Annotated in this window: 22 protein-coding genes, 1 tRNA gene and 2 pseudogenes; 16 read left to right on the top strand and 9 right to left on the bottom strand. The window is 38.1% G+C overall.

All coding sequences use genetic code 11. The features are described from left to right. Positions 1-8: 8 nt before the first annotated feature. Genes hisD through H0W64_04255 form a run of 7 tightly spaced genes read left to right on the top strand, consistent with a single transcriptional unit; the run spans position 9 to position 6,097 of the window. Positions 9-1,319, top strand: coding sequence for a histidinol dehydrogenase (gene hisD / locus H0W64_04285; GenBank protein ID MBA3660920.1), 1,311 nt, complete (start codon positions 9-11; stop codon positions 1,317-1,319). After that, positions 1,309-2,373 (top strand): histidinol-phosphate transaminase, encoded by a 1,065-nt coding sequence (gene hisC / locus H0W64_04280; protein ID MBA3660919.1) that lies wholly within the window; start codon positions 1,309-1,311, stop codon positions 2,371-2,373. The genes hisD and hisC overlap by 11 nt, the downstream gene beginning before the upstream one ends. Then, positions 2,345-3,406 carry a bifunctional histidinol-phosphatase/imidazoleglycerol-phosphate dehydratase HisB gene (hisB, locus tag H0W64_04275; protein MBA3660918.1) on the top strand — a complete coding sequence of 354 codons (1,062 nt, stop codon included), beginning with the start codon at positions 2,345-2,347 and terminating at the stop codon, positions 3,404-3,406. The genes hisC and hisB overlap by 29 nt, the downstream gene beginning before the upstream one ends. Beyond that, a complete protein-coding gene (hisH, locus tag H0W64_04270; GenBank protein ID MBA3660917.1) occupies positions 3,403-3,990 on the top strand; it encodes an imidazole glycerol phosphate synthase subunit HisH in 588 nt (195 codons plus the stop codon). The genes hisB and hisH overlap by 4 nt, the downstream gene beginning before the upstream one ends. After that, the gene (gene hisA / locus H0W64_04265; GenBank protein ID MBA3660916.1) at positions 3,991-4,719 is read left to right on the top strand and encodes a 1-(5-phosphoribosyl)-5-[(5-phosphoribosylamino)methylideneamino]imidazole-4-carboxamide isomerase; all 729 of its coding nucleotides are present in this window, start codon (positions 3,991-3,993) and stop codon (positions 4,717-4,719) included. Further along, entirely contained in the window at positions 4,713-5,480 is a 768-nt protein-coding gene (gene hisF / locus H0W64_04260; protein ID MBA3660915.1) for an imidazole glycerol phosphate synthase subunit HisF, read from the top strand. Before hisA ends, hisF begins: the two co-directional genes overlap by 7 nt. After that, the gene (locus H0W64_04255; GenBank protein ID MBA3660914.1) at positions 5,477-6,097 is read left to right on the top strand and encodes a bifunctional phosphoribosyl-AMP cyclohydrolase/phosphoribosyl-ATP diphosphatase HisIE; all 621 of its coding nucleotides are present in this window, start codon (positions 5,477-5,479) and stop codon (positions 6,095-6,097) included. The genes hisF and H0W64_04255 overlap by 4 nt, the downstream gene beginning before the upstream one ends. 53 nt (positions 6,098-6,150) lie before the next feature. Here H0W64_04255 and H0W64_04250 read toward each other — a convergent pair. The 6 genes and pseudogenes from H0W64_04250 to H0W64_04225 all read right to left on the bottom strand — a co-directional run bounded on the left by H0W64_04250 (position 6,151) and on the right by H0W64_04225 (position 9,253). Next, a pseudogene (locus H0W64_04250) lies at positions 6,151-6,293 on the bottom strand (GrpB family protein). Between the two features lie 6 nt (positions 6,294-6,299). Continuing rightward, positions 6,300-6,803, bottom strand: a pseudogene (locus tag H0W64_04245) (GNAT family N-acetyltransferase). Between the two features lie 87 nt (positions 6,804-6,890). Continuing rightward, positions 6,891-7,838, bottom strand: coding sequence for a phosphotransferase (locus tag H0W64_04240; protein ID MBA3660913.1), 948 nt, complete (start codon positions 7,836-7,838; stop codon positions 6,891-6,893). A 12-nt stretch (positions 7,839-7,850) separates the two neighbouring features. Next, positions 7,851-8,609, bottom strand: coding sequence for a phosphotransferase (locus tag H0W64_04235; GenBank protein ID MBA3660912.1), 759 nt, complete (start codon positions 8,607-8,609; stop codon positions 7,851-7,853). A gap of 115 nt (positions 8,610-8,724) precedes the next feature. Continuing rightward, positions 8,725-9,075 carry a hypothetical protein gene (locus tag H0W64_04230; protein ID MBA3660911.1) on the bottom strand — a complete coding sequence of 117 codons (351 nt, stop codon included), beginning with the start codon at positions 9,073-9,075 and terminating at the stop codon, positions 8,725-8,727. A 105-nt stretch (positions 9,076-9,180) separates the two neighbouring features. After that, positions 9,181-9,253, bottom strand: a tRNA-Thr gene (locus H0W64_04225). A gap of 393 nt (positions 9,254-9,646) precedes the next feature. Between H0W64_04225 and H0W64_04220 the strand changes: the two genes are divergently transcribed. From H0W64_04220 to yacG, 7 genes are all read left to right on the top strand, one after another. Then, positions 9,647-10,051: a prepilin-type N-terminal cleavage/methylation domain-containing protein gene (locus H0W64_04220; protein ID MBA3660910.1), complete on the top strand. Its 405-nt coding sequence runs from the start codon at positions 9,647-9,649 to the stop codon at positions 10,049-10,051. After that, positions 10,044-11,177 (top strand): type II/IV secretion system protein, encoded by a 1,134-nt coding sequence (locus H0W64_04215; GenBank protein MBA3660909.1) that lies wholly within the window; start codon positions 10,044-10,046, stop codon positions 11,175-11,177. The genes H0W64_04220 and H0W64_04215 overlap by 8 nt, the downstream gene beginning before the upstream one ends. After that, positions 11,105-12,220 (top strand): type II secretion system F family protein, encoded by a 1,116-nt coding sequence (locus tag H0W64_04210; protein MBA3660908.1) that lies wholly within the window; start codon positions 11,105-11,107, stop codon positions 12,218-12,220. The genes H0W64_04215 and H0W64_04210 overlap by 73 nt, the downstream gene beginning before the upstream one ends. 2 nt (positions 12,221-12,222) lie before the next feature. Next, positions 12,223-13,089 carry a prepilin peptidase gene (locus H0W64_04205; protein ID MBA3660907.1) on the top strand — a complete coding sequence of 289 codons (867 nt, stop codon included), beginning with the start codon at positions 12,223-12,225 and terminating at the stop codon, positions 13,087-13,089. A gap of 20 nt (positions 13,090-13,109) precedes the next feature. Continuing rightward, entirely contained in the window at positions 13,110-13,709 is a 600-nt protein-coding gene (locus tag H0W64_04200) for a dephospho-CoA kinase (protein ID MBA3660906.1), read from the top strand. A gap of 99 nt (positions 13,710-13,808) precedes the next feature. Continuing rightward, on the top strand, positions 13,809-14,582 hold the full coding sequence (zapD, locus tag H0W64_04195; GenBank protein ID MBA3660905.1) for a cell division protein ZapD: 774 nt from the start codon (positions 13,809-13,811) through the stop codon (positions 14,580-14,582). After that, a complete protein-coding gene (gene yacG, locus H0W64_04190; protein MBA3660904.1) occupies positions 14,579-14,770 on the top strand; it encodes a DNA gyrase inhibitor YacG in 192 nt (63 codons plus the stop codon). The genes zapD and yacG overlap by 4 nt, the downstream gene beginning before the upstream one ends. 36 nt (positions 14,771-14,806) lie before the next feature. On the opposite strand, the gene H0W64_04185 is transcribed toward yacG, so the two are convergent. Beyond that, positions 14,807-15,022 carry a hypothetical protein gene (locus H0W64_04185; protein ID MBA3660903.1) on the bottom strand — a complete coding sequence of 72 codons (216 nt, stop codon included), beginning with the start codon at positions 15,020-15,022 and terminating at the stop codon, positions 14,807-14,809. A 182-nt stretch (positions 15,023-15,204) separates the two neighbouring features. Between H0W64_04185 and H0W64_04180 the strand changes: the two genes are divergently transcribed. Beyond that, positions 15,205-16,728, top strand: coding sequence for an aminotransferase class I/II-fold pyridoxal phosphate-dependent enzyme (locus H0W64_04180; GenBank protein ID MBA3660902.1), 1,524 nt, complete (start codon positions 15,205-15,207; stop codon positions 16,726-16,728). A gap of 85 nt (positions 16,729-16,813) precedes the next feature. Continuing rightward, on the top strand, positions 16,814-18,694 hold the full coding sequence (locus H0W64_04175) for a fatty acyl-AMP ligase (protein ID MBA3660901.1): 1,881 nt from the start codon (positions 16,814-16,816) through the stop codon (positions 18,692-18,694). A 197-nt stretch (positions 18,695-18,891) separates the two neighbouring features. Here H0W64_04175 and lpxB read toward each other — a convergent pair whose 3' ends face one another. Next, positions 18,892-20,031, bottom strand: a complete 1,140-nt coding sequence (lpxB, locus tag H0W64_04170; protein ID MBA3660900.1) for a lipid-A-disaccharide synthase — start codon at positions 20,029-20,031, stop codon at positions 18,892-18,894. After that, the gene (gene lpxA, locus H0W64_04165; protein ID MBA3660899.1) at positions 20,028-20,822 is read right to left on the bottom strand and encodes an acyl-ACP--UDP-N-acetylglucosamine O-acyltransferase; all 795 of its coding nucleotides are present in this window, start codon (positions 20,820-20,822) and stop codon (positions 20,028-20,030) included. Before lpxA ends, lpxB begins: the two co-directional genes overlap by 4 nt. Positions 20,823-20,834: the final 12 nt, after the last annotated feature.

Here is a 20,834-nt window from a genome sequence, read left to right as displayed (position 1 = left end):
GAGAGTATGTGCTTAAAACTATAATTTGGAAAACTGTATCTGAGAATGAGAAAATTAGTCTGCTCAAGAGACCATTACGAAAAAAAAATTCGACCTTTAATAATCAAATCCGAGAAATGGTAGAACGAGTACGCAGGGAAGGTGATGTTGCATGCAAAGAAATGACCGATAAATATGACGGTGTTAAGTTAGATAATTTACAGGTCAGTGTGGAGGAATTCGAGGAAGCTCAAAAAAAAATTAATCCGAACACTATTCAGTCTATAAAAAAAGTTATTTCGCAACTAACGGCCTATCATGCACCGCAACGAATACAAAATTATAGCGTTGAAGTGTCAACCGGCGTGTTATGTGAAAGTCGCGCAATTCCTATTGAGCGCATCGGACTTTATATTCCGGGTGGAACTGCACCTTTAATATCGACTGCACTGATGCTCGGTGTTCCATCTAAAATTGCTGGCTGTCCTATACGTATTTTATGCTCCCCACCAACAAATAATGGCAATATAGACCCGAACATATTGGTTGCAGCCGAACTTTGCGACATTGATAAAGTTTATAAATTAGGTGGTGCGCAAGCGATTGCTGCCATGGCATATGGGACAGCCACCATCCCGAAAGTGTACAAAATATTTGGGCCAGGCAATTCATTCGTGACGCAAGCTAAAATGATTGTTGCTCAGGATGTCGATGGCGCAGCATACGACTTACCTGCTGGACCATCTGAAGTATTAGTCGTGGCAGATGCTAATGCAAATCCTGACTATGTTGCAGCTGATTTATTAGCACAAGCTGAGCACGGCTCTGATTCACAGGTCTTACTAATAACTACAGCCTTAGCTATGTGCGATAAAGTAAATCATTCATTGCAAGAACAAACAAGAAATTTAGCAAGAAACTCGATCATTCTGGAAGCGCTTCAAAATAGTCGAATGATTATTGTTGATTCAATTGAAGAAGCGCTGCAAGTATCTAACCGGTATGCGCCCGAGCATTTGATGCTACAAGTAGATGATCCAAGAAAATATCTGAATTTAATAAGTAATGCAGGCTCAGTATTCTTAGGCAAGTGGTCACCAGTAACAGCTGGAGACTATGCAAGCGGCACAAATCATGTATTGCCTACTGATGGTTATGCAAAAAAATCAGGCGGCTTATCTGTCAGAGATTTCATGAAGAGTATCTCAATTCAGGAGTTAACAAAGGAAGGCCTAATAGACCTTAACGATACAATAAAAGTCCTGACTGAAATAGAAGGTTTAGACGCTCACATGAATGCTGTGACAATCAGACTTGAGGGGAAGAATAGTGAAAAATAATATAACCGACTTGGCCAGAAAAGAGATTGTCAGCATGAAGGCATATCGCTCTGCCAGAAGCGAAGGATTAAAAGGCAGTGTTTTTTTAGATGCAAATGAAAATGCTTATAGCGATACACGTTATAATCGTTACCCTGAATCTCAGCCTGATAAATTAGCTGACCTACTTACAAATGTATACGGCGTAGACAGACAACAAATTATTGTTACCCGAGGTAGCGATGAAGGCATTGATTTACTAATACGTTTATTTTGTCGAGAAGGGCTAGACAAAATCATGGTATGCCCGCCGACTTACGGAATGTATAAAGTCGCCGCCACTATTCAAGGTGCAGAAATAATTGAAGTTCCTTTAATAAAAGATAGGGAATTCTCGCTTGATGTGGATGCATTATTATGTGCGTGGGAGCCAGCCATTAAAATTATATTTCTTTGTTCACCGAACAATCCAACAGGAAATGTACTATCTAAATCTGACATCTTATCCCTGTGTCAGTCCTTAAGTGATAAGTCGGTTATTGTAGTGGACGAGGCTTATATTGAATTCGCCAATGAAGAAAGCGTAGCTAACTGCATTAATGACTATCCAAATCTTGTGATCCTGCGGACGTTGTCAAAAGCTTACGGTTTAGCTGGCATACGGTGTGGAGTGACTATTGCTAACAGTGAAATTATTAAACTTTTATTAAAGATAATTGCACCTTACCCTATTCCATCGCCAATCTCCGACATTGTCTGTCAGCAGGTAAATTCCAATATAACACAAAATATTATTTCTACGATTCAGAAAGAGAAGGAATTGATGAAAGAATTTCTCACAAAAATTCCCTCAGTCAAGAAAGTTTGGGAAAGCCAAGCTAATTATCTCCTCATTCAAACTGTTGATGCTAATAAGATGATGAATGCCTGCTTAAAATATGGAATTGTTATAAGAAATAGAAGCAGTGATTACGGCTTAAATAATTGTGTACGCATCACTATCGGATCACCTAATGAAAATGCACTATTACGCGAGGCTATAAGCAATGTTAAAAAAAATATTATTTCTGGATAGAGATGGAACGCTCATTGATGAACCGATGGATAAACAGGTTGATTGCATTTCGAAATTACGACTGAAAAATAATGTTATTCCTGCATTACTACTATTGAAGGACGCTGGATATTCATTTGTGTTGGTTACCAACCAAGATGGGCTTGGGACTAAATCATTTGAGAAGAATTTGTTTGAAGCATCGCAAGCCATGATGATTAATATATTTAACTCGCAAGGTATAAGCTTCGATGATATTTGTATTTGCCCTCACACTCAGGACGACGCCTGTGAGTGCCGAAAACCAAGGCTAGGCCTTGTGATGAACTATTTACGAAGTGACAAAATTGATTTTGCACGTTCTTATGTCATTGGAGATAGAGAGACTGATTTGCAGCTAGCCAAAAACATGGGGATTACTGGTATTTTATATAAGATAGAATGTGATTGGTTAGAGATAGCCAGACAGATATTAGATAAACCCAGATTCGCTGAAATTCAACGTAGCACTAAAGAAACAAATGTGTCAGTCGCAGTGAACCTTGATCAATGTAAAAAAATAAATATCGCCACTGGTGTCGGATTCTATGATCACATGCTCGAACAGCTCGCCAAACACGGCGACTTCAATTTAGATATCAATGTGACAGGTGATTTAGATGTTGATGAACATCACACAGTTGAGGACACAGCCCTTGCATTAGGCAGTGCACTTAGAACAGCTTTAGGCGATAAGTTAGGGATCAATCGATATGGTTTCTTGTTACCGATGGATGAGGCCAGTGCAGAGGTGGCTTTGGATTTGAGTGGCAGACCTTACTTTGTCTTTGAAGGCTCGTTTAACAGAGAAAAAGTGGGTGATTTACCCACTGAGCTTGTTTCACATTTTTTTAGATCTCTCTCTGAAAGCCTAGGTGCAGCAATTCACATTAAAGTTAAAGGTGAAAATGCTCATCACATGGTTGAATCTATCTTTAAAAGCTTTGGCCGTGCATTAAAACAAGCAATCTATAAACAAGGCAATGAACTGCCCACGACAAAAGGTGTTCTATGATTACAATTATAGATTACGGCGGCTCTAACCTTGCATCACTCGTCTACAGCTTGAATAGACTGGGTGTATCAGCAAACATCAGCCAAGATGCTAAAGTGATAACAAATTCCAGCCATGTTCTTTTACCGGGCGTTACTTCTGCAAGTACCGCCATGAAAAACTTGGCTAACCTTGGGTTGATTGATGTCATACGCTCTTTGACACAACCGGTGCTAGGAATTTGTCTTGGCATGCAAATATTATTTGATCACTCACAAGAAGGGGATATTACATGCTTGAGTATTATTCCCGGTAAAGTCAAAAAACTAATTCCTTCTGATAATTTAACTGTACCGCATATGGGTTGGAATGCACTTCTTAATGTTTCTGATATAGCAATCATGAAAGGAGTCGCTGAGCAATCTTATGTTTACTACGTCCATAGTTACGCAGCGCCAGTTGGCTCACAGACTACAGCGGTGACAAGTCATAGTTCGGATTTTTCAGCAGCAGTCCAATGTCGAAACTATTTTGGTGCACAGTTTCACCCAGAACGATCAGGCTCTGTAGGATCACTCATTATTAAAAATTTTCTGGAGTTATAAATGATTATTTATCCTGCAATTGATATTCGAAATTCAAAATGTGTACGTTTATATCAAGGTGATTTTAACCGTGAGACTATTTACAGTGTTGATCCTATTTCAACAGCAAAGAAATTCGCTGTCGATGGCGCTGAATGGATACACATTGTTGATTTGAGTGGCGCAGATGATCCTGATAATAATCAACTGTCGTTGATTTCTACCATTATCACAGAGACCAACATTAAAGTTCAAACAGGTGGCGGCATTAGAGATAAAACTCAAGTGGAAGCTTTACTGAAAATTGGCGCTGCTCGTGTCATTGTTGGAAGCATGGCTGTACAGCAACCAAATGAAGTTTCGACTTGGTTAAATGAGTTCGGAGCTGATCGAATTGTGCTAGCGTTAGATGTTATTTTTAATAGTAGTAATCAACCAATGATTACTACTAATGCGTGGAAAGATATCAGCGTACAATCGTTGTTTGACATGATTCGTTTCTATGAACGATTTGGCTTAAAACATGTGTTATGCACGAATATTTCATTAGATGGCACATTGAGTGGCCCAGATTGTAATTTATATAAGCAGTTGTTGGATAAATTTCCTTTTCTCTGTTTACAGGCATCGGGTGGAATACGCTCGCTTGATGACATCAAATCACTTAAAAATCAGGGATTGAGCGGTGCAATTGTAGGGCGGGCACTTTACGAAAATAAACTTGAATTACCCGAGGTATTAGCATGTTAACAAAACGAATTATTCCCTGCCTTGATGTTAAGGATAGCGTGGTAGTAAAAGGAGTTCAATTCAAGAGTCATCAAGTGATGGGCAGCATACTTGAGTATGCTAAATATTACCGTGATGCAGGCGCGGATGAGCTGGTATTTTATGATATTACTGCCAGCAGTGACGGACGATTAGTAGATAAAAACTGGATATCTGACATTGCTCGTCTATTAGATATTCCATTTTGTGTAGCAGGCGGCATTCGTTCAATAGCCGACGCCAGACTGATTTTAAATTCAGGGGCAGACAAGATATCTATTAATTCCCCAGCACTTGAAAATCCTAAATTAATTTCAATGTTGGCTGAAGAGTTCGGCAGTCAATGCGTAGTTGTTGGCATTGATAGCCATCAAATAAATGGAGATTACTATGTCTATCAATATACAGGCGATGAAACGAAAATTCGTGCCGCTGATAGAAAAACAATGGAATGGGCTATTGAAGCGGAGAACTTGGGTGCGGGTGAAATTGTTTTAAATTGCATGAACCAAGATGGTGTCAAAAATGGTTATGACATTAGACAACTTTCTCAACTTCGAAGCCTAATAAATGTACCTATTATAGCTTCTGGTGGTGCGGGTCAATACGAACATTTTAACGAAGTGTTTGATGAAGCGAAGGTTGATGGCGCATTAGCTGCCAGTGTTTTTCATACCAAGCATATTTTAATCCCAGATTTAAAAGAATATTTGCGTTTAAAAAATATAAAGGTCAGATTATGAATACTCAAATATCAGAATTAACGAATTTAAATTGGGATAAGAGCAACGGATTAATTCCCGCTGTAATACAAGACAGCGTAACCTTACAAGTTTTAATGCTGGGATACATGACCCAAGAAGCGCTTGCGCTTACATGCTCAAGCGGTAAGGTGACTTTCTTTAGTCGAACGAAGAATAGGCTTTGGGTAAAAGGAGAAACATCGGGCAATTACCTGACTGTTGTTAGCATATCACCTGATTGCGATAGAGACACTTTGTTAATCTTAGCAATCCCCATTGGCAATACTTGCCACCTTGATGGCAAAAGCTGTTTTGGCGACTGCTCAACAACTTCGTTGAATATTTTAACTAAACTTGAAAACACCATAGAGCAACGATATATAGAAAAAACTGAAAACAGCTATGTGTCTCAGTTATTTAATTCTGGAACGCAAAGAATCGCGCAAAAAGTAGGTGAAGAAGGTGTTGAGACTGCATTAGCTGGTGTTGCAGGTGATAACTATGCACTCATTAGTGAATCTGCTGACTTATTATTTCATTTATTAATATTACTAACAAAAAGGCGGATTATATTTTTAGATGTACTGAATGAACTAAAAAGAAGAATGGATCAGTAAAACTGAGTGGCACTCAGGCTGTGAGCGCTCTTTGCGCGCAGTCTCGTGAGTGGTCAGTCCCGGCTAACTGCAATTTGGATATCAATAATAGGTTTTGCAGACATTTTTTGAATAGCGGTACTTCCGACGTGTTGAATATCGACTATTTTATTAGTAGGAACAATTCTCTTATTTTTTTGATTTCCTGACTAGCCATAGTTGGTCATTCTGGATTGTAAGAAGCAATATCAACATGATCTTTCTTTAGAATATCTGCGTCATTTCTTATATAATCTTCAATCGTAATTGCCCAATGTTCATGGCCTCGCCACTCACCATCAATCTTAAGATATCACGGAGAATACCCCTCATAACGAAATCATTTCTTTTTAATTCTACCGAATGAGTATTTTCTGGTTGAATGTTTGCCTCCAAACGATGCAATGTAAACTCTTTAAAAACTCTTTCCAAAACCAATTTTAACCCAGCACTCATGTAACCTTTCTCAGCGAAATCAGCAACCACATATAATCCTAAATAAGCATTTTGAAACAATCCACGAACAATTTCACTAATATTAAACCCTCCTGCAATATCACTAGATTGATCACATACTAAAAAACTTTTTTAATTTGGCTGTTGAAATCGCTGATAATAATCACTAAACTCCTGCGGAGTTTCTGGACGATTTGACCCACGGATAATGCAATGAACGACTGCGTTGCATAGCTGAAAGAAATATCTTTTCATCTTCAAGCGTAGGTTCTCGTATAAATAATTTCTGCTTTTGAGACATACTTATTGTGTACATACCTTATTCATAAATACCTAATTCAATTGCAATCTCATTAAGCACATTTTTATCTATTTTTTCTCTTTCTTTATCAACAATTGCTTTAGTATTTTGATTAAATTGAATGCCATTTTCACAAGTCCAAGAAATTTTATTAAGTAACGCATATACCAAAACTAATTTTCTTTCGTTTTCAATAAGCTCCAACCCATCCATAACGGCATTTGTATAAACCTCACCATGATGAGTGCCATACCAGCTCAATTTTATTCTGCCAACTGCCTCTAATGGATCGCCTTGCGTGAGGCCATCTAAATCTACTAAGCCATTAAACTTGCCGTTATCTATCATTACATTTTTGGAACATATATCCCTGTAATAAGTGACGGGTTTAACTGAATCAAAATAAGATTTATATTCGGTATATAATTTTTCTGCCAACGATAGCATTTTATCATCCATCACCCCTGTTTTTTTACCACGTTCAATTGATTCCTCTATCCATATCTTCATTCTCTCAGTCCAAGTGCCGCTAGTCTCGTTATCACCACCGCCCCAAATAACGCCATATTCTTTACTGGAAGGGAGAGTTTTCACTTTATGAAATATGGAGGCAATTTCTTTGGCAAGAGCTTTTAATTGTTCATCCGTGAGAGTTTCTATAACATTCCCTAAATCCATCCCTTCAATTTTGTTTTGTATTTGATAAGAAAAAGGGATTAGGGTTTTACTATAATTTTCAAACAAAATATCCGGTACTTGAATGCCTAATTTTTTAAATCGTGGAATATGATCATGCGATCCCATTAAATACTTATCATAAGGACTTAGGCGTATAATTACTTCTCGATTATTCAAACCAACATCATATACTTCATTGCAAATACCAATAGTCATACGCCGAATTAACACTGGAGATTGATTAAAATGAAACATAATTACTTTATTTATCATTTCTTCATGTAACAAATGAGCATTCCTTTATTTAAAAACGGGAAAAAATTCAATTTCATTAGTTTCTGGCCAAATTTTCCTTAAGTAAGAATGCAGATGTATTGCTGCTTCGCATAACTTAGGAAGTTGCCCTGTTGTTTTCGAGCAAGAAATAAAAGCTTCTAGTCTTGATAAAATTCTGGGGCGAAATGCATTTTTTTCAGGCTCCCATTTAGAATCAGAATCTACAGGACCACTTGGGCAAATCCATTCATGATCTATTAAGTCCATATCATTAAGTTGTTTTATAGTTCTCACCAACCAATACGCACACGCATAAGCTAATTGTTTATTATAAACGGCGTCATCAGCCGCTGATAAAATACCCGCTTTTAATTCCTCTCGATAGATCGATTCCATTTGATAAACAATTGACTGTGGAACAGCCTTAGAACACCAGCAGCTTGGCATATGCATGCGCAAGTAAACACCGTCAACTAATGCATTTCCAAAATCACCAAACTCAAAATCAATGAAACGCATTTCATTATCTTGGTAATAAACATTATCAGGGCAAATATCCCCATGTAAAAATACATTAAATTCGTTTACCGACTGAGAGAACTCTAAAACAGCGTGAATTTCTGCTGCTAATTCTTTAGTTTCTTGTCCTATTAATTTTTTAAACTGAAAAATAATAGTTTTGGCATCTGATTCAAGAATATAATTAAAGCAGAGAGCTTGAGGGTAGACTCGTTTTAAAATTGAAAGAAATTGATCTCCCTTTCCCGCTGTATCTGCATGCATCTTGCCTAATCTACGCACATAAGCAGTTAAAGCAGATGTTGCCTCTTGCAGATTTGCGGGAGAAGATGCTCTTGTTAATGGTCCTACGAGACTTGGGTGTGCGAGACCTAAATCTTCAAGATTGCGCGCTTCCTTTAGTTACAATTGAAGGCAGTATTCCTATAAAGCCAAATTTGGGAATGATAAAAGTTTCTGGGTTAAGAGTTTGATGCCAGTCAGTCACAATACATAAATTGGGATGATAATCTTTGATCATTTCATGAGTAGCAGCGCTAGAGTTAGAAAACAACAAATCGAGATCATATTGTCGCGAGAGTCTCACAAAATCATCTTTCCGTGATCCTTCAACAGCGCTATCATCACATGTGATGACTCTTTTAAGAGTGCCAGGGGCAACTTCTTGCATCACTCGGAGAGTTTCAAGACCAAAGCTTTTGCTGCCAACAAATAAAATCCTATCTATCAAATAAACACTCCGTAAATAAAAAATACCCTTTTATATGGTAGCACCGCGGTAGCACTGACTAATTTTCTAAAATTTAAATATCTCGCAACCTACTGTTTCTACTGATGCCGACGCGCAGAGTCGAACTGCGGACCTACTGATTACGAATCAGTTGCTCTACCAACTGAGCTACGTCGGCTGAAGGGGGATGCAACGTGTGGCAGTATAGATAAAAAGTAAATTGAGTGCTAGTAAAAGTGGCTAAATGATTGGTCAATTTAAGCTTAATTTTCGAAAGGTTTGGGTGACGAATTTTGCTTTACGTGTCAAACAGGGGTTACCGAGAGATTAAATTATGCACACATCTACTTTTGTGCACGCAAGGATAGAATTTTAGCAGCAACGCTTTTACAGATAGAGCATCCGTCGTGGGCGGTCACCCAAGCTAGCTTGCAAACTTCCTCCATCATCTTTTTTAAAAACTATTGCAACTTTTTTTTAAAAAAAGTATAAATGCTTTTCTTGTTTCAATCCCCTGCACTATTTCTTTTATCCAAATTCTTTTAAACAATATCCTCTTCTCGGAGATTCTATGCTGTCTGTCAGAAAACAGATTGGCTTTTCGTTAATTGAATTAATGATTGTCGTTTCAATTATTGGCATTTTAACGATGATTGCGCTGCCAACTTATCATCATTATTTAAAACGCGCGCGTTTCGCAGAAGTTATTGCATTTGTTGGAGTTTATAAAACTGCGGTTGCTCTAGCTTTGCAACAAGGCATCATGCCGACTGACATTGCCAATGAGCATTATGGCATTCCACCCGCACCGCACCCTACTGCTAATTTAGCCAGTCTCATTGTAAAAAATGGTGTTATTACAGCAACTGCTACCCAACTTCTATTTTCAGCGACACTTATTCTAAAACCTAATATTGAGGGTACGCATTTCACCTTATCGGGAACCTGCTTACGCTTGGGATTATGTCATGAATAATGTAATGCATCACCATACCGATGAACCGGTAAGTCATTTTATTGAAACCATGTTAAATGAGGCAAATGCTAAGTTGGCATCTGACATTCATATTGAATATATGGAACAAGCTTATCGCGTACGCGCGCGAATTGATGGGGAATTATACGAATTCACCACTATACCTTTTCAATTTGCTCAACGTGTTATCACTCGCCTTAAAATTCTCGCGGGATTAAATATAGCAGAAAAACGACTTCCCCAAGATGGACGGATTACTACTGGGGCTGAAAATCATCCTGAAATTCGCATTAGTACTTGCCCGACATTTCACGGAGAAAAGATAGTTATGCGGTTGCAGCACCCATTTAACACGAATGTCAAACTCCACGAACTTGGATTAAATGAAAATCAAAATAACCTTTTACAAACTAAATTAAGACAACCGCAGGGTTTGATTCTTACCACGGGTCCGACTGGATCAGGGAAAACTTTAACCCTTTATTCAGCTTTAAAATTTATTAACAATTCAAAAAAAAATATTTTAACTGTTGAAGATCCCATTGAAATTGAACTCGCAGGAATTAATCAAGTGATGGTTCATCCGAAAATTGGTCTCGACTTTGCAACCATCTTACGCGCTTTTTTACGGCAAGATCCCGATATCATTATGATTGGTGAAATACGTGATTTTGAAACGGCAAAAATTGCCTTACAAGCTGCCCAAACAGGACATTTGGTCTTATCTACCTTGCATGCTAACCATGCGAGCGAAGTAATCGATCGGTTTAAAATATTAGGCATTGATTTACTGGATAGTCTCACCTCTCTATCTTTGATTATGGCGCAACGCTTGATTAAAAAACTTTGCAATCATTGCAAAGTTTTAATACCTGAGACCAAAGAATATAGAGCGAAAGGCTGTGCTCATTGCCGGGGAGGCTATATAAATCGAACGGGGATTTTTGAATTAATGGATGTGTCAAAGCATGTTAATGCTTCATCATCCCTTCAAAATCCTTCTTTGCTATTACACAAAATAAAAACAGAGACGCTTTCGTTATGGCAATCAGGATGCGAAAAAATAAAAAGTGGCGAGACGACTTATCAAGAATTGCAACGCGTTTTAGGAACTTCTTACAATTAAAATTAACTTTTGCGCACCCCAAAAAAATATCTGAGACCGAACAATTTATTTTTTTACAACAATTTTCAACGTTAATTGATGCTGGGTTACCTATTATCGATTGCTGCAATATTGTTATTGCAACTCAAAAAAATACCCCTTTATCTCAAGTGTTAGTCACTATTAAAAATAATATTTTAGCGGGTAAAAGTTTATATCAAAGTTTTAAAATGCATTTTCACTTTAATGCTATTACTTGTGAACTGATTAAAATTGGCGAACAAACAGGAACGCTTGAAATCACCCTACATCGTTTACTATTCCATCTAGATAAGACGATTAAAATTCGTAAACGATTAAAACAAGCTTTATTTTATCCGTGCATTGTTTTGAGTATTGCAACTGCGGTGACAGGCATCATGTTCTTTGTGGTCATTCCACACTTTCAAACCATTGTTACTGATATGACTACGGATTTACCTCTCCTTACCCGTGTCATTTTTTTTATCGCGACCCTGTTTCGCCAATACGGTCACTATTTTATTTTTTTTATAATTATTTCTAGCTTTTATCAATATTATGGAAATAATCACATTAATATTTTAAATAAAATATTAAATCGACTGCCTTTTTACCGTTATTTTATACGTAAAATTATTTTAGCGCGTTTCACAAGAACTATGGCTTTATGTCTCGATGCTGGGCTGCCTATCCTTGAAACTTTAAGGTTGCTTCGAAAGTTAGATCAGCGTCAATGGTATCAAGCCATGCTTCACCAAATCCAAACTGGCATGAGTACTGGCATGCCACTAAGTTATGTCTTGCAAAACCAAGCCTTATTCTCTGTCATGCTCATTCATTTAATAAAAACTGGGGAAGAAACTGGCCGTTTAGACGCAATGCTTAACAACGTTGCGGACAATCTTGAAGAAGAAATTGAAACCTTACTATTCTATCTTAACCAATTGTTAGATCCCTTGATTATGGTAGGGGTTGGTGTTTTAATCGGTGGATTAGTTATTGGAATATATTTGCCCATTTTTAAATTAGGAAGTCTTCTTTAACCATGGAAACAATGGATTTTTTTCGCACAAACCCTCAGGCTTTCATCATTGTTGTGGGTATTTTATCTTTATTTATTGGCAGTTTTCTCAATGTCGTTATTTATAGACTTCCCCGTATGATGGAACGCTCTTGGAGTGAAGAATGCCGCATTTATTTGGGCTTAAAACCAAATCCCAGTGAAGAAGAAAAAATTAATCTCTATCTTCCTTTTTCTCATTGCCCACAATGTAAAAAGGTGATTCGTCCTTGGCACAATATACCGCTGTTAAGTTTTGCATGGTTGCGAGGTCATTGCGCAAATTGTCGCGCGCGCATTTCCGCACGCTATCCGTTGGTTGAAGGACTAACTTGTATCGCCTCAATGTACGTTGTCTGGCGATTTGGATTTTCTTGGGAAACACTTGCTGCTTTGATTTTTACTTGGTTTTGTATTTGCTTAACTTTCATCGATCTTGATTTTCACTTGCTACCTGACTCACTTACTCTCGCTTTATTATGGATTGGGCTACTTTGCAGCATTGTACCTTTATTTGCCAACAGTACAGATGCTATTATTGGGGCCATCGTCGGTTATGCTATTTTTGCATTAACGCAATTAATATTCTCTTTCGTTACTGGCAAGACGGGCATGGGGCAAGGAGATTTTAAATTTTTAGCAGCGATCGGGGCATTCACAGGCTGGCAAATGCTGCCTTTAATCATTTTGCTTGCCTCAGTTTCTGGCATTATCTTCAGTGTGACGGGCATGCTTATCAAGCGCCAGATCAAAAGTGTCCCCCTTCCTTTTGGTCCCTATCTTGCTCTTGCAGGCTGGGTTGCCTTATTATGGGGCGGTCCTATCATGCAATATTATTTTGAAATCATTTAACCACAATTTTTTAGGTTGATATGCTAGTCATAGGTTTAACAGGCGGAATTGGCGTTGGTAAAACCACCGTTGCCAATTTGTTTGCTAAACACGGTGTCCCGATTATCGACGCAGATGAAATTGCTAAAAATTTAACTCAACCAGGAACGCAGGTTTTTGCTGCTATTCAAGATCATTTTCAAAAAGAAAATATCATTCAGGCAGGTCAATTAAATCGATCCCAACTACGTCAACTCATTTTTGCTGATGCCAAGGAACGGCTTTGGCTTGAAAACTTACTTCATCCCTTAATTCTTGCTGAAATTTTAGCGCAAATTAAACAACTTAAAACGCCCTACTGTATAGCAGTCATTCCACTTCTCATCGAAGTCAATTCCTATCCATTTATTAATCGAATTCTAGTGGTTGATGCACCGCTTGCGTTACAGAAAACCCGCGTTCAATTGCGAGATCATCACCATTCAGCGGCTGTGGAAGCTATTTTAAATGCACAGTTATCTCAATCAAAACGCTTAGAAAAAGCAGACGATGTCATTTACAATCGCGGAGAGTTAACTGAACTTATTCCACAAGTTGAAAAGCTTGATCATTTTTACCGCGAGCTTTGCAAACTTGGTTGATCTTAAATTTTCCTTTATACGTGTGGGTAAAGCAGTTATTATACTGTCTAATAACCCTGCAACTCATGTTATGATTATGGATCAATACCGGCATAGTCAATGACCATGAAAGATACCATCATATATGAACATCCTTTAAACGAAGTGATTCGCGTTTGTTTACGTTTAGAGCAATTGTTCGACCAAATTGATCATCAATTAAATGATGTCTCTTTGCTTGGCACGCGCAATATCATTAATAATATCATTCAAATTTTACAAGTTTTGGACCGGCCCGATTTGAAAGCCAAATTAGCAAAAGAATTGAGCCATCTCTTGGCTAATCTAATGCGCTATGGTGGGCAACCCGATATTGATGCTGTAAAACTTCAATCGTTGACGCAACAATTGAATGATTTATCGCGTACTTTTATTGAAACCAGTGGCAAAATTGGCAATCGGCTACGCGATGTTGAATTACTGAATACTCTCCGCTCTCATCTGGCAAGTCCTGGTGGCGGCTGTAGTTTCGATACCCCTGTTTATCACTATTGGTTACAACAACCTGTCGAAACTAGACAGCAAGTCATTAACGATTGGTTAAAAGACTTTGCTCAAATCAAAAAAGCATTTGCTTTGGTACTTGACCTGGTGCGTAAACATTCTAAGACTGAACAAAAAACGGCTGTACATGGCTTTCATCAAGAGTTGCTAGATCCGAACGCCAACCTGCGAATGATTCGAATTTGCATCCCTCGTGAAGTTGCAGCTTACCCTGAACCAAGCATTGGGCGACATTTTTTAAGTGTTCGTTTTTATTCTCACGAAATTGAAAATCGACCTGTACAATACGCAAGCAACCTTCCATTTTGGGTCTCTTACTGCAACCTATGAATCAGAAAACTATTATCACTTGTCCAACTTGTAAAAAAACAAGCGTCTGGGACACCCAAAACGCTTTCCGGCCTTTTTGCAGTGAACGTTGTAAGCTTATCGATTTAGGCGATTGGGCGAGTGAAAAGCACCGCGTAGCAGGCGACCCTGTCTCAAACCAGGATGAAGATGATACGAATCAGGATTAACAAGTTATTAGTCGTCAAAACTTAATTGAACATATTTTAACGTCTTCGCTTCACACGCGGTAGAATAAAATGATCATCTACAGTTGGGACATGCACAGCCAAAAGACCTTGAGTCCTTAAAGTAGCCGCCATAGTCGCTTGTTGCACTTCTTTATCTTTTGAAGCACTGGGCTTCCTCGAAGTCGAAGGAACTTTAAATTCAGCGGATGATGAATCTTGATTATTACTACCCACCAGGAAATGTGATCTCATGCGATTAATCTCTTTTTACTAATTTTGTTATAATAAATAATCTACCTTAATGAAATCTTAATCGATCAAATTTTTTTATTTAAACTTTAAATTCCTTCATCCTAGTTAAGGTCATTTTAAGAAAATTTCCTCAGTCACAAAGTTAAAGAGCATGACATCTTCTCACTACCAAAGGATGGGTTATGAAGAAAAAAAATTTAAAGCAAGGCGATGTGCAAACATGGATTATTAAACGTTTACAAAAAGCACTCCCCCAAGAAAAAAATGTTATTAATGTGGAGCGCTCATTTGCTGAATATGGATTGGGTTCTCTGCAAGCGGTCAGCTTAGCAGGCGATTTAGAAAAATGGTTAAAAAAACCTGTTTCACCGACGCTTTTTTTAGAACATGAAAATATCAGTGCGTTATCAGCATTTCTATGCCAAGAAGACTTACCAACATCAACGCCTACTACGCCGCCTCCTGAACTTAAAACCAATCGCACTCAATATAAAAAAATCTTGACTGAGTTTAAACATTTCCCTGAAATTGTTGATTTAGAAAATTTTAAAAAGTACGTTCGTAAAAAAGCTGGTATGGATCTTTTTTTTCAAGTCACGGAAGGGATGCCGGTGAGTGATATACGTATTGATGGGAAAAAATTTATTAATTTTTCTTCCTATAATTATCTTGATATGGCCAGTCATGCAAATAATATTAAACAACTTATTACTAGTGTTAAACGATTTGGAACCTCCGCCTCTGCAAGTCGATTAGTCGGTGGTGAAAAACCAGTTCATGTTGCGTTAGAAAAAGAGTTGAGCCGTTTCATCAACACGGAAGCTTGTGTCGTTTTTAATTCTGGACATGCTACTAATGTGTCAACCATCGGGCATATGATGAAAAAAAATGATTTAATTCTTTTAGATAAACTTTCTCACAACAGCATCGTTCAAGGTGCACTCTTATCAGGCGCAACACTGCGTTATTTTGAGCATAATGATCCACAATCTTTATCCGCATTATTAACTTCATTACGTGATCAATATGATCGTGTTCTGATTGTAACTGAGGGTGTATTTAGCATGGATGGTGATATTGCGCCGATCCCCGCATACATTGCCTTAAAAAAGAAACATCATGCCCTACTCTACGTTGATGAAGCCCACTCAATTGGTGTCCTTGGTAAAAAAGGCCAAGGTATTCGTGAATATTTTAATCTTAAAGGAACCGAAGTTGATTTTTGGATGGGAACATTGAGCAAGGCTTTAGGATCATGTGGCGGTTACATTGCTGGTCAAAAGACCTTAATTGAATATTTAAAATTTAGTGCACCGAGTTTTGTTTATAGTTGTGGTTTATCACCCGCCGATACCGCAGCTGCCCTTGCTTCGCTTATTCATTTAAGGAAAAATCCAACCTTACCGGCAGTATTACAAGCACGCTCCGCATATTTTTTAGACGCGCTGCAACGAGCTAATATTAATACGGGGCTTTCCTCCTGCACGCCCGTGATTCCAATTATGATTGGTCATTCAGACAAAGCCATTCAATTGTGCGCAGCACTACGACGCAAAGGACTTTTTTTACAAGCTCTTTTCTATCCGGCTGTTGAACCCAATGCCTCACGTTTACGCGCTTTTATTAATTGCTCTCATACAGAAGCCCAGCTCCGCAAGGCAGCAAAATTAATTGCGAGTGAAATGCATGATTTAGGGTTGTTGTAAACGATAGTTGAACAGCGGCAAAGCCTAGTATTTTGCTTAATATCATCTAAGCTTAATTTATCAATCATAATAAATTAAGATGAACATGGTCGCAAAAAATCGGCTTTTAGATGAGAATCAAGCACCTAGTGATATAGAAATTTTAACGAATCCAATGACTATCTTGGATAAGTTAACTATCCGAGCAGGTCAAAACCCTGAATTCCATGCGTATACTTTTCTGAAAGATGAAGCAGAGTATGCAAGCCATTTAACTTGGCAATCTTTACAACATCGCGCCAAGGCCATTGCTGCCGTTTTACAGCAACAACATGCTAAAAACAAAGCAGTCTTATTATTATTTGAACCCGGCACTGATTATATATGTGCCTTTTTTGCTTGTCTTTATGCGGGAGCGATAGCGGTACCTGCTTATCCACCTCTATCAGGGGAGATGGCAAGCCAATTACTTCATATTATGGAAAATGCCAAAGTTTCAATAACCCTTACTAATACAAAAATTTCAGGGCGCTTACGTACATTTAAACGTATAGCCCCTTTTATCAAGTTAGTGAAAAATTTTTTACCTGCCAAATTTTCTCATCATGGCGTTTTAGATTCGACCGTAACATCGCTATATCATTCTAAACTAATCGAAGTTGATTCTATTTCTGAGAAATTATATAAAGAATTTAAGTCCTTCTCGATTCATTTAGATGATATAGCCTATTTACAATATACCTCGGGGTCTACAAGCCAACCGAAAGGTGTCATCATTACGCATCGTAATTTGATGGCGAATTTGAAACATTCCGAAAGTGCCTTCGAAGCAACACCTCGAGATATCCTTGTAAACTGGTTACCGCCTTATCATGATATGGGTTTAATCTCTTCTATATTACTACCTGTGTATTCAGGTTTTAAAACTTTTCACATGTCCCCTTTTGATTTTTTAAAAAATCCATTCCAATGGTTACAAACATTAAGTAAATATAAAGCGACTGTCACGGGCGGCCCTGATTTTGCTTATCGTCTATGCAACCATAAAATTACGCCTGCGCAAAAAAAACAACTTAACTTACATCATTTACGGACAATATTTTGTGGGGCAGAAAAAATTCATGCCGAAACATTCGTCGAATTTTATGATAAATTTAAAAGCCAAGGATTAAAATCCCATACACTTTTTCCCTGTTATGGTTTAGCTGAAGCAATTGTTTTTGTTTCTGGTGTTAAAAAATCTCTACTCAACTTTTATAAAACATTTGATCGCCATGCTTTAAGTCAAGGCCGGGCAGTTTTGGTTGACCCTAAACATTCCCATGCCAAAAAAATGGTGAGTGTAGGGCATTTCCAGGATGATTGCCTCGTAGAAATTGTTGATCCCGAAACCGGTTTAATTCAGGAGCCAAACTGCATTGGTGAAATTTGGGTTAGTGGCCCCCATGTTGTAGAAGGATACTGGCAAAATAAAGAGGCAACTAAAGCTGCCATGAAAGCAAAGTTAAAACAACACCCCAAACTTGATTTTTTACGTACTGGCGATTTAGGATTTATTTTTGAAGGGGAACTTTTTATTTCTGGACGCATTAAAGACATGATTATTATTTCAGGCGTTAATCATTACCCGCATGATATTGAAATTGATATTGAAAATCATACACCTCATCTTCGTCCTGGTTGTATTGCTGCATTTGCAATTGAAAAAGAATCAAGTGAAGGCTTAATAATTCTAGCCGAAGTAAAACCTGGACCCACTAAGAAAATGACCAAAAAAGATTATGAACAAATAGTTCAACAAATTAAAATTTCTCTTTCCAAACACCACCATCTCGTTGCAGATGAAATTATACTTTTACCACCACGCACTTTAAGCAAAACCACCAGTGGTAAACTGCGCCGCAATCAATGCAAACTGCTTTACGAAGAAGACAAGCTATCTACGCTTTACAAAATGAACGGAACACACTCAGTCGTTTCTCCATAGTTTTAGTTTCATCCAAACATCCCTCTGCTCGCCTACATTCTGTACGCCTCAGTCGCTTTGCCATGCTTACTTCTTAATTTAACGTTAACAATGAGAGCTGCTACTTTATGAGTGCGAATTTATTTATAAGGAGAACTTACTGAAATATTACGTGCGCCGCTTTTAATTGTGCGGAAAATGTATTGAAATAGGAAAAATCACATCACCTTAAAGATGGCTTCAGCAAGATGCTGGTCATCGATGCCCCGGAGCTGCTGATGAAGGGTAGTGAATTTTTTCTTAATATCATCGACCAATTGAGGTTTAGCAAAATAATTTAGTACGTATTCAGCAATTTTTTCAGGAGTTAGGGCTTCTTGGATAAGTTCTGGAACAATCTTTTTCTTAGCTAACAAATTTGGCAAGCCCACATACGATAACTTTACCAACCGTTTAGCTAACCAAAAAACTGCGGGCGACATTCTATAACCAATAACCATGGGTTTTTTAAATAACATGGTTTCAAGCGTTGCCGTCCCTGATGTCACTACGACGACATCAGCTGCAGCCATCACTGCATGAGCACGTTGTAAAAAGGATTTAATTTTAATATGCGGCGCATATTGCCGTGCAAGCTCAGCAAATTCGGCTTCTCGTTTTGTATTAATTGCTGAAGTAAGAAATACCACATTAGGAATTTTTTTCTGAATAAGCATCGCTGCTTCTAAAAAAGGTTGCGCCATATATTTAATTTCTTGAGCCCGACTTCCCGGCAAAAGGGCAACATAAATTTTACTTGCTGAGAGATTTAAAGCTGATTGGGCAAGTGAAACATTTGTTGTGACACTGATCTGATCGGCCATCGGATGTCCTACGGCTAGGACTGGTACATTATGAGTTTTATAAAATTCAGTTTCGAAGGGGAAGAGTGTCAGCATTAAATCAACAGCTTTTTTAATTTTACGAATACGATATTTACGCCATGCCCATACGCTGGGACTCACATAATGGATGACTTTGATTCCAGCTCGACGTAACTTAACTTCAAGGCTCAAGTTAAAATCCGGTGCGTCAACGCCAATAAAAAGATCCGGGGGATCTTGAATAAAGTGTTGGTAAAGTTGGCGATGGATTTTAATAAGTTGAGGTAAACGAAAAAGCGGTTCAATCAAGCCCATCACGGATAATGTTTCAATATCAAATAAGCTTTGGCAACCCGCGGCTATCATTTTCGGGCCACCGATACCTTCGATAACGATATTGGAATGGTATGCACGAAGCGTTTGAATGAGTCTCGCTCCTAACAAATCACCTGATGCTTCTCCTGCAACAATACCGATCCGAAATGGTTTATTCACCTGACGATGCCTGCTGTGGAAGCCGAGATGAATTGCGCTAATTGTTTAATTTCAGCACCTTCCATATCTTGTAATGCTTCAAGGGCTTGAGAAACGGTGAGTCCATTGCGGTAAACAATTTTGTATGCACGCCGTAACATTTTAATTACTTCGGCATCAAAACCTCGTCTTACTAAACCGACTGTATTCAATCCAAACGGTTTTGCGTAATAACCCGAAACTTTTACAAAAGGAGGTACATCTTTTATAACCACTGAATTTGTGGTAATAAAGCTATGCGTACCAACTCGGCAAAATTGATATACACCCGAGAAACCGCTCAAAATCGCATAATCATCCACCGTCACATGACCTGCTAATGAGGCATTATTCGCAAAAACCGTATGATTGCCAATATGACAATCATGCGCAATGTGCACATAAGCCATAAACAAATTTTCATTACCAATTTTGGTTAACGCTTGATCTTGCGCAGTGCCACGATTAATCGTACAAAATTCGCGAAAAACATTCCCCGAACCAATTTCTAAAAAAGTTTTTTCACCACTAAATTTTAAATCTTGTGGTACTTCGCCGATTGAGGAAAATTGGAAAATTTTATTATTAGGGCCAATACGCGTGGGGCCTTTAATGACAACATGGGGGCCCACCCAAGTGCCCTCGCCGATTTCAACATCTTCACCGATGACACTATAAGGTCCGATTGTCACATTTTTAGCGATGAGGGCTGAGGCATCAATAACCGCAGTATTGTGAATAAATGTACTAATTTCAGTATGGAGACTTCTCATTCCATTAGACTC

It is taken from the genome of Gammaproteobacteria bacterium (assembly GCA_013816845.1).
GTDB lineage: Bacteria > Pseudomonadota > Gammaproteobacteria > DSM-16500 > DSM-16500 > Aquicella.
The sequence above is the reverse complement of the archived record's forward strand: the minus strand, read 5'-3'. Positions and strand labels throughout refer to the sequence as shown.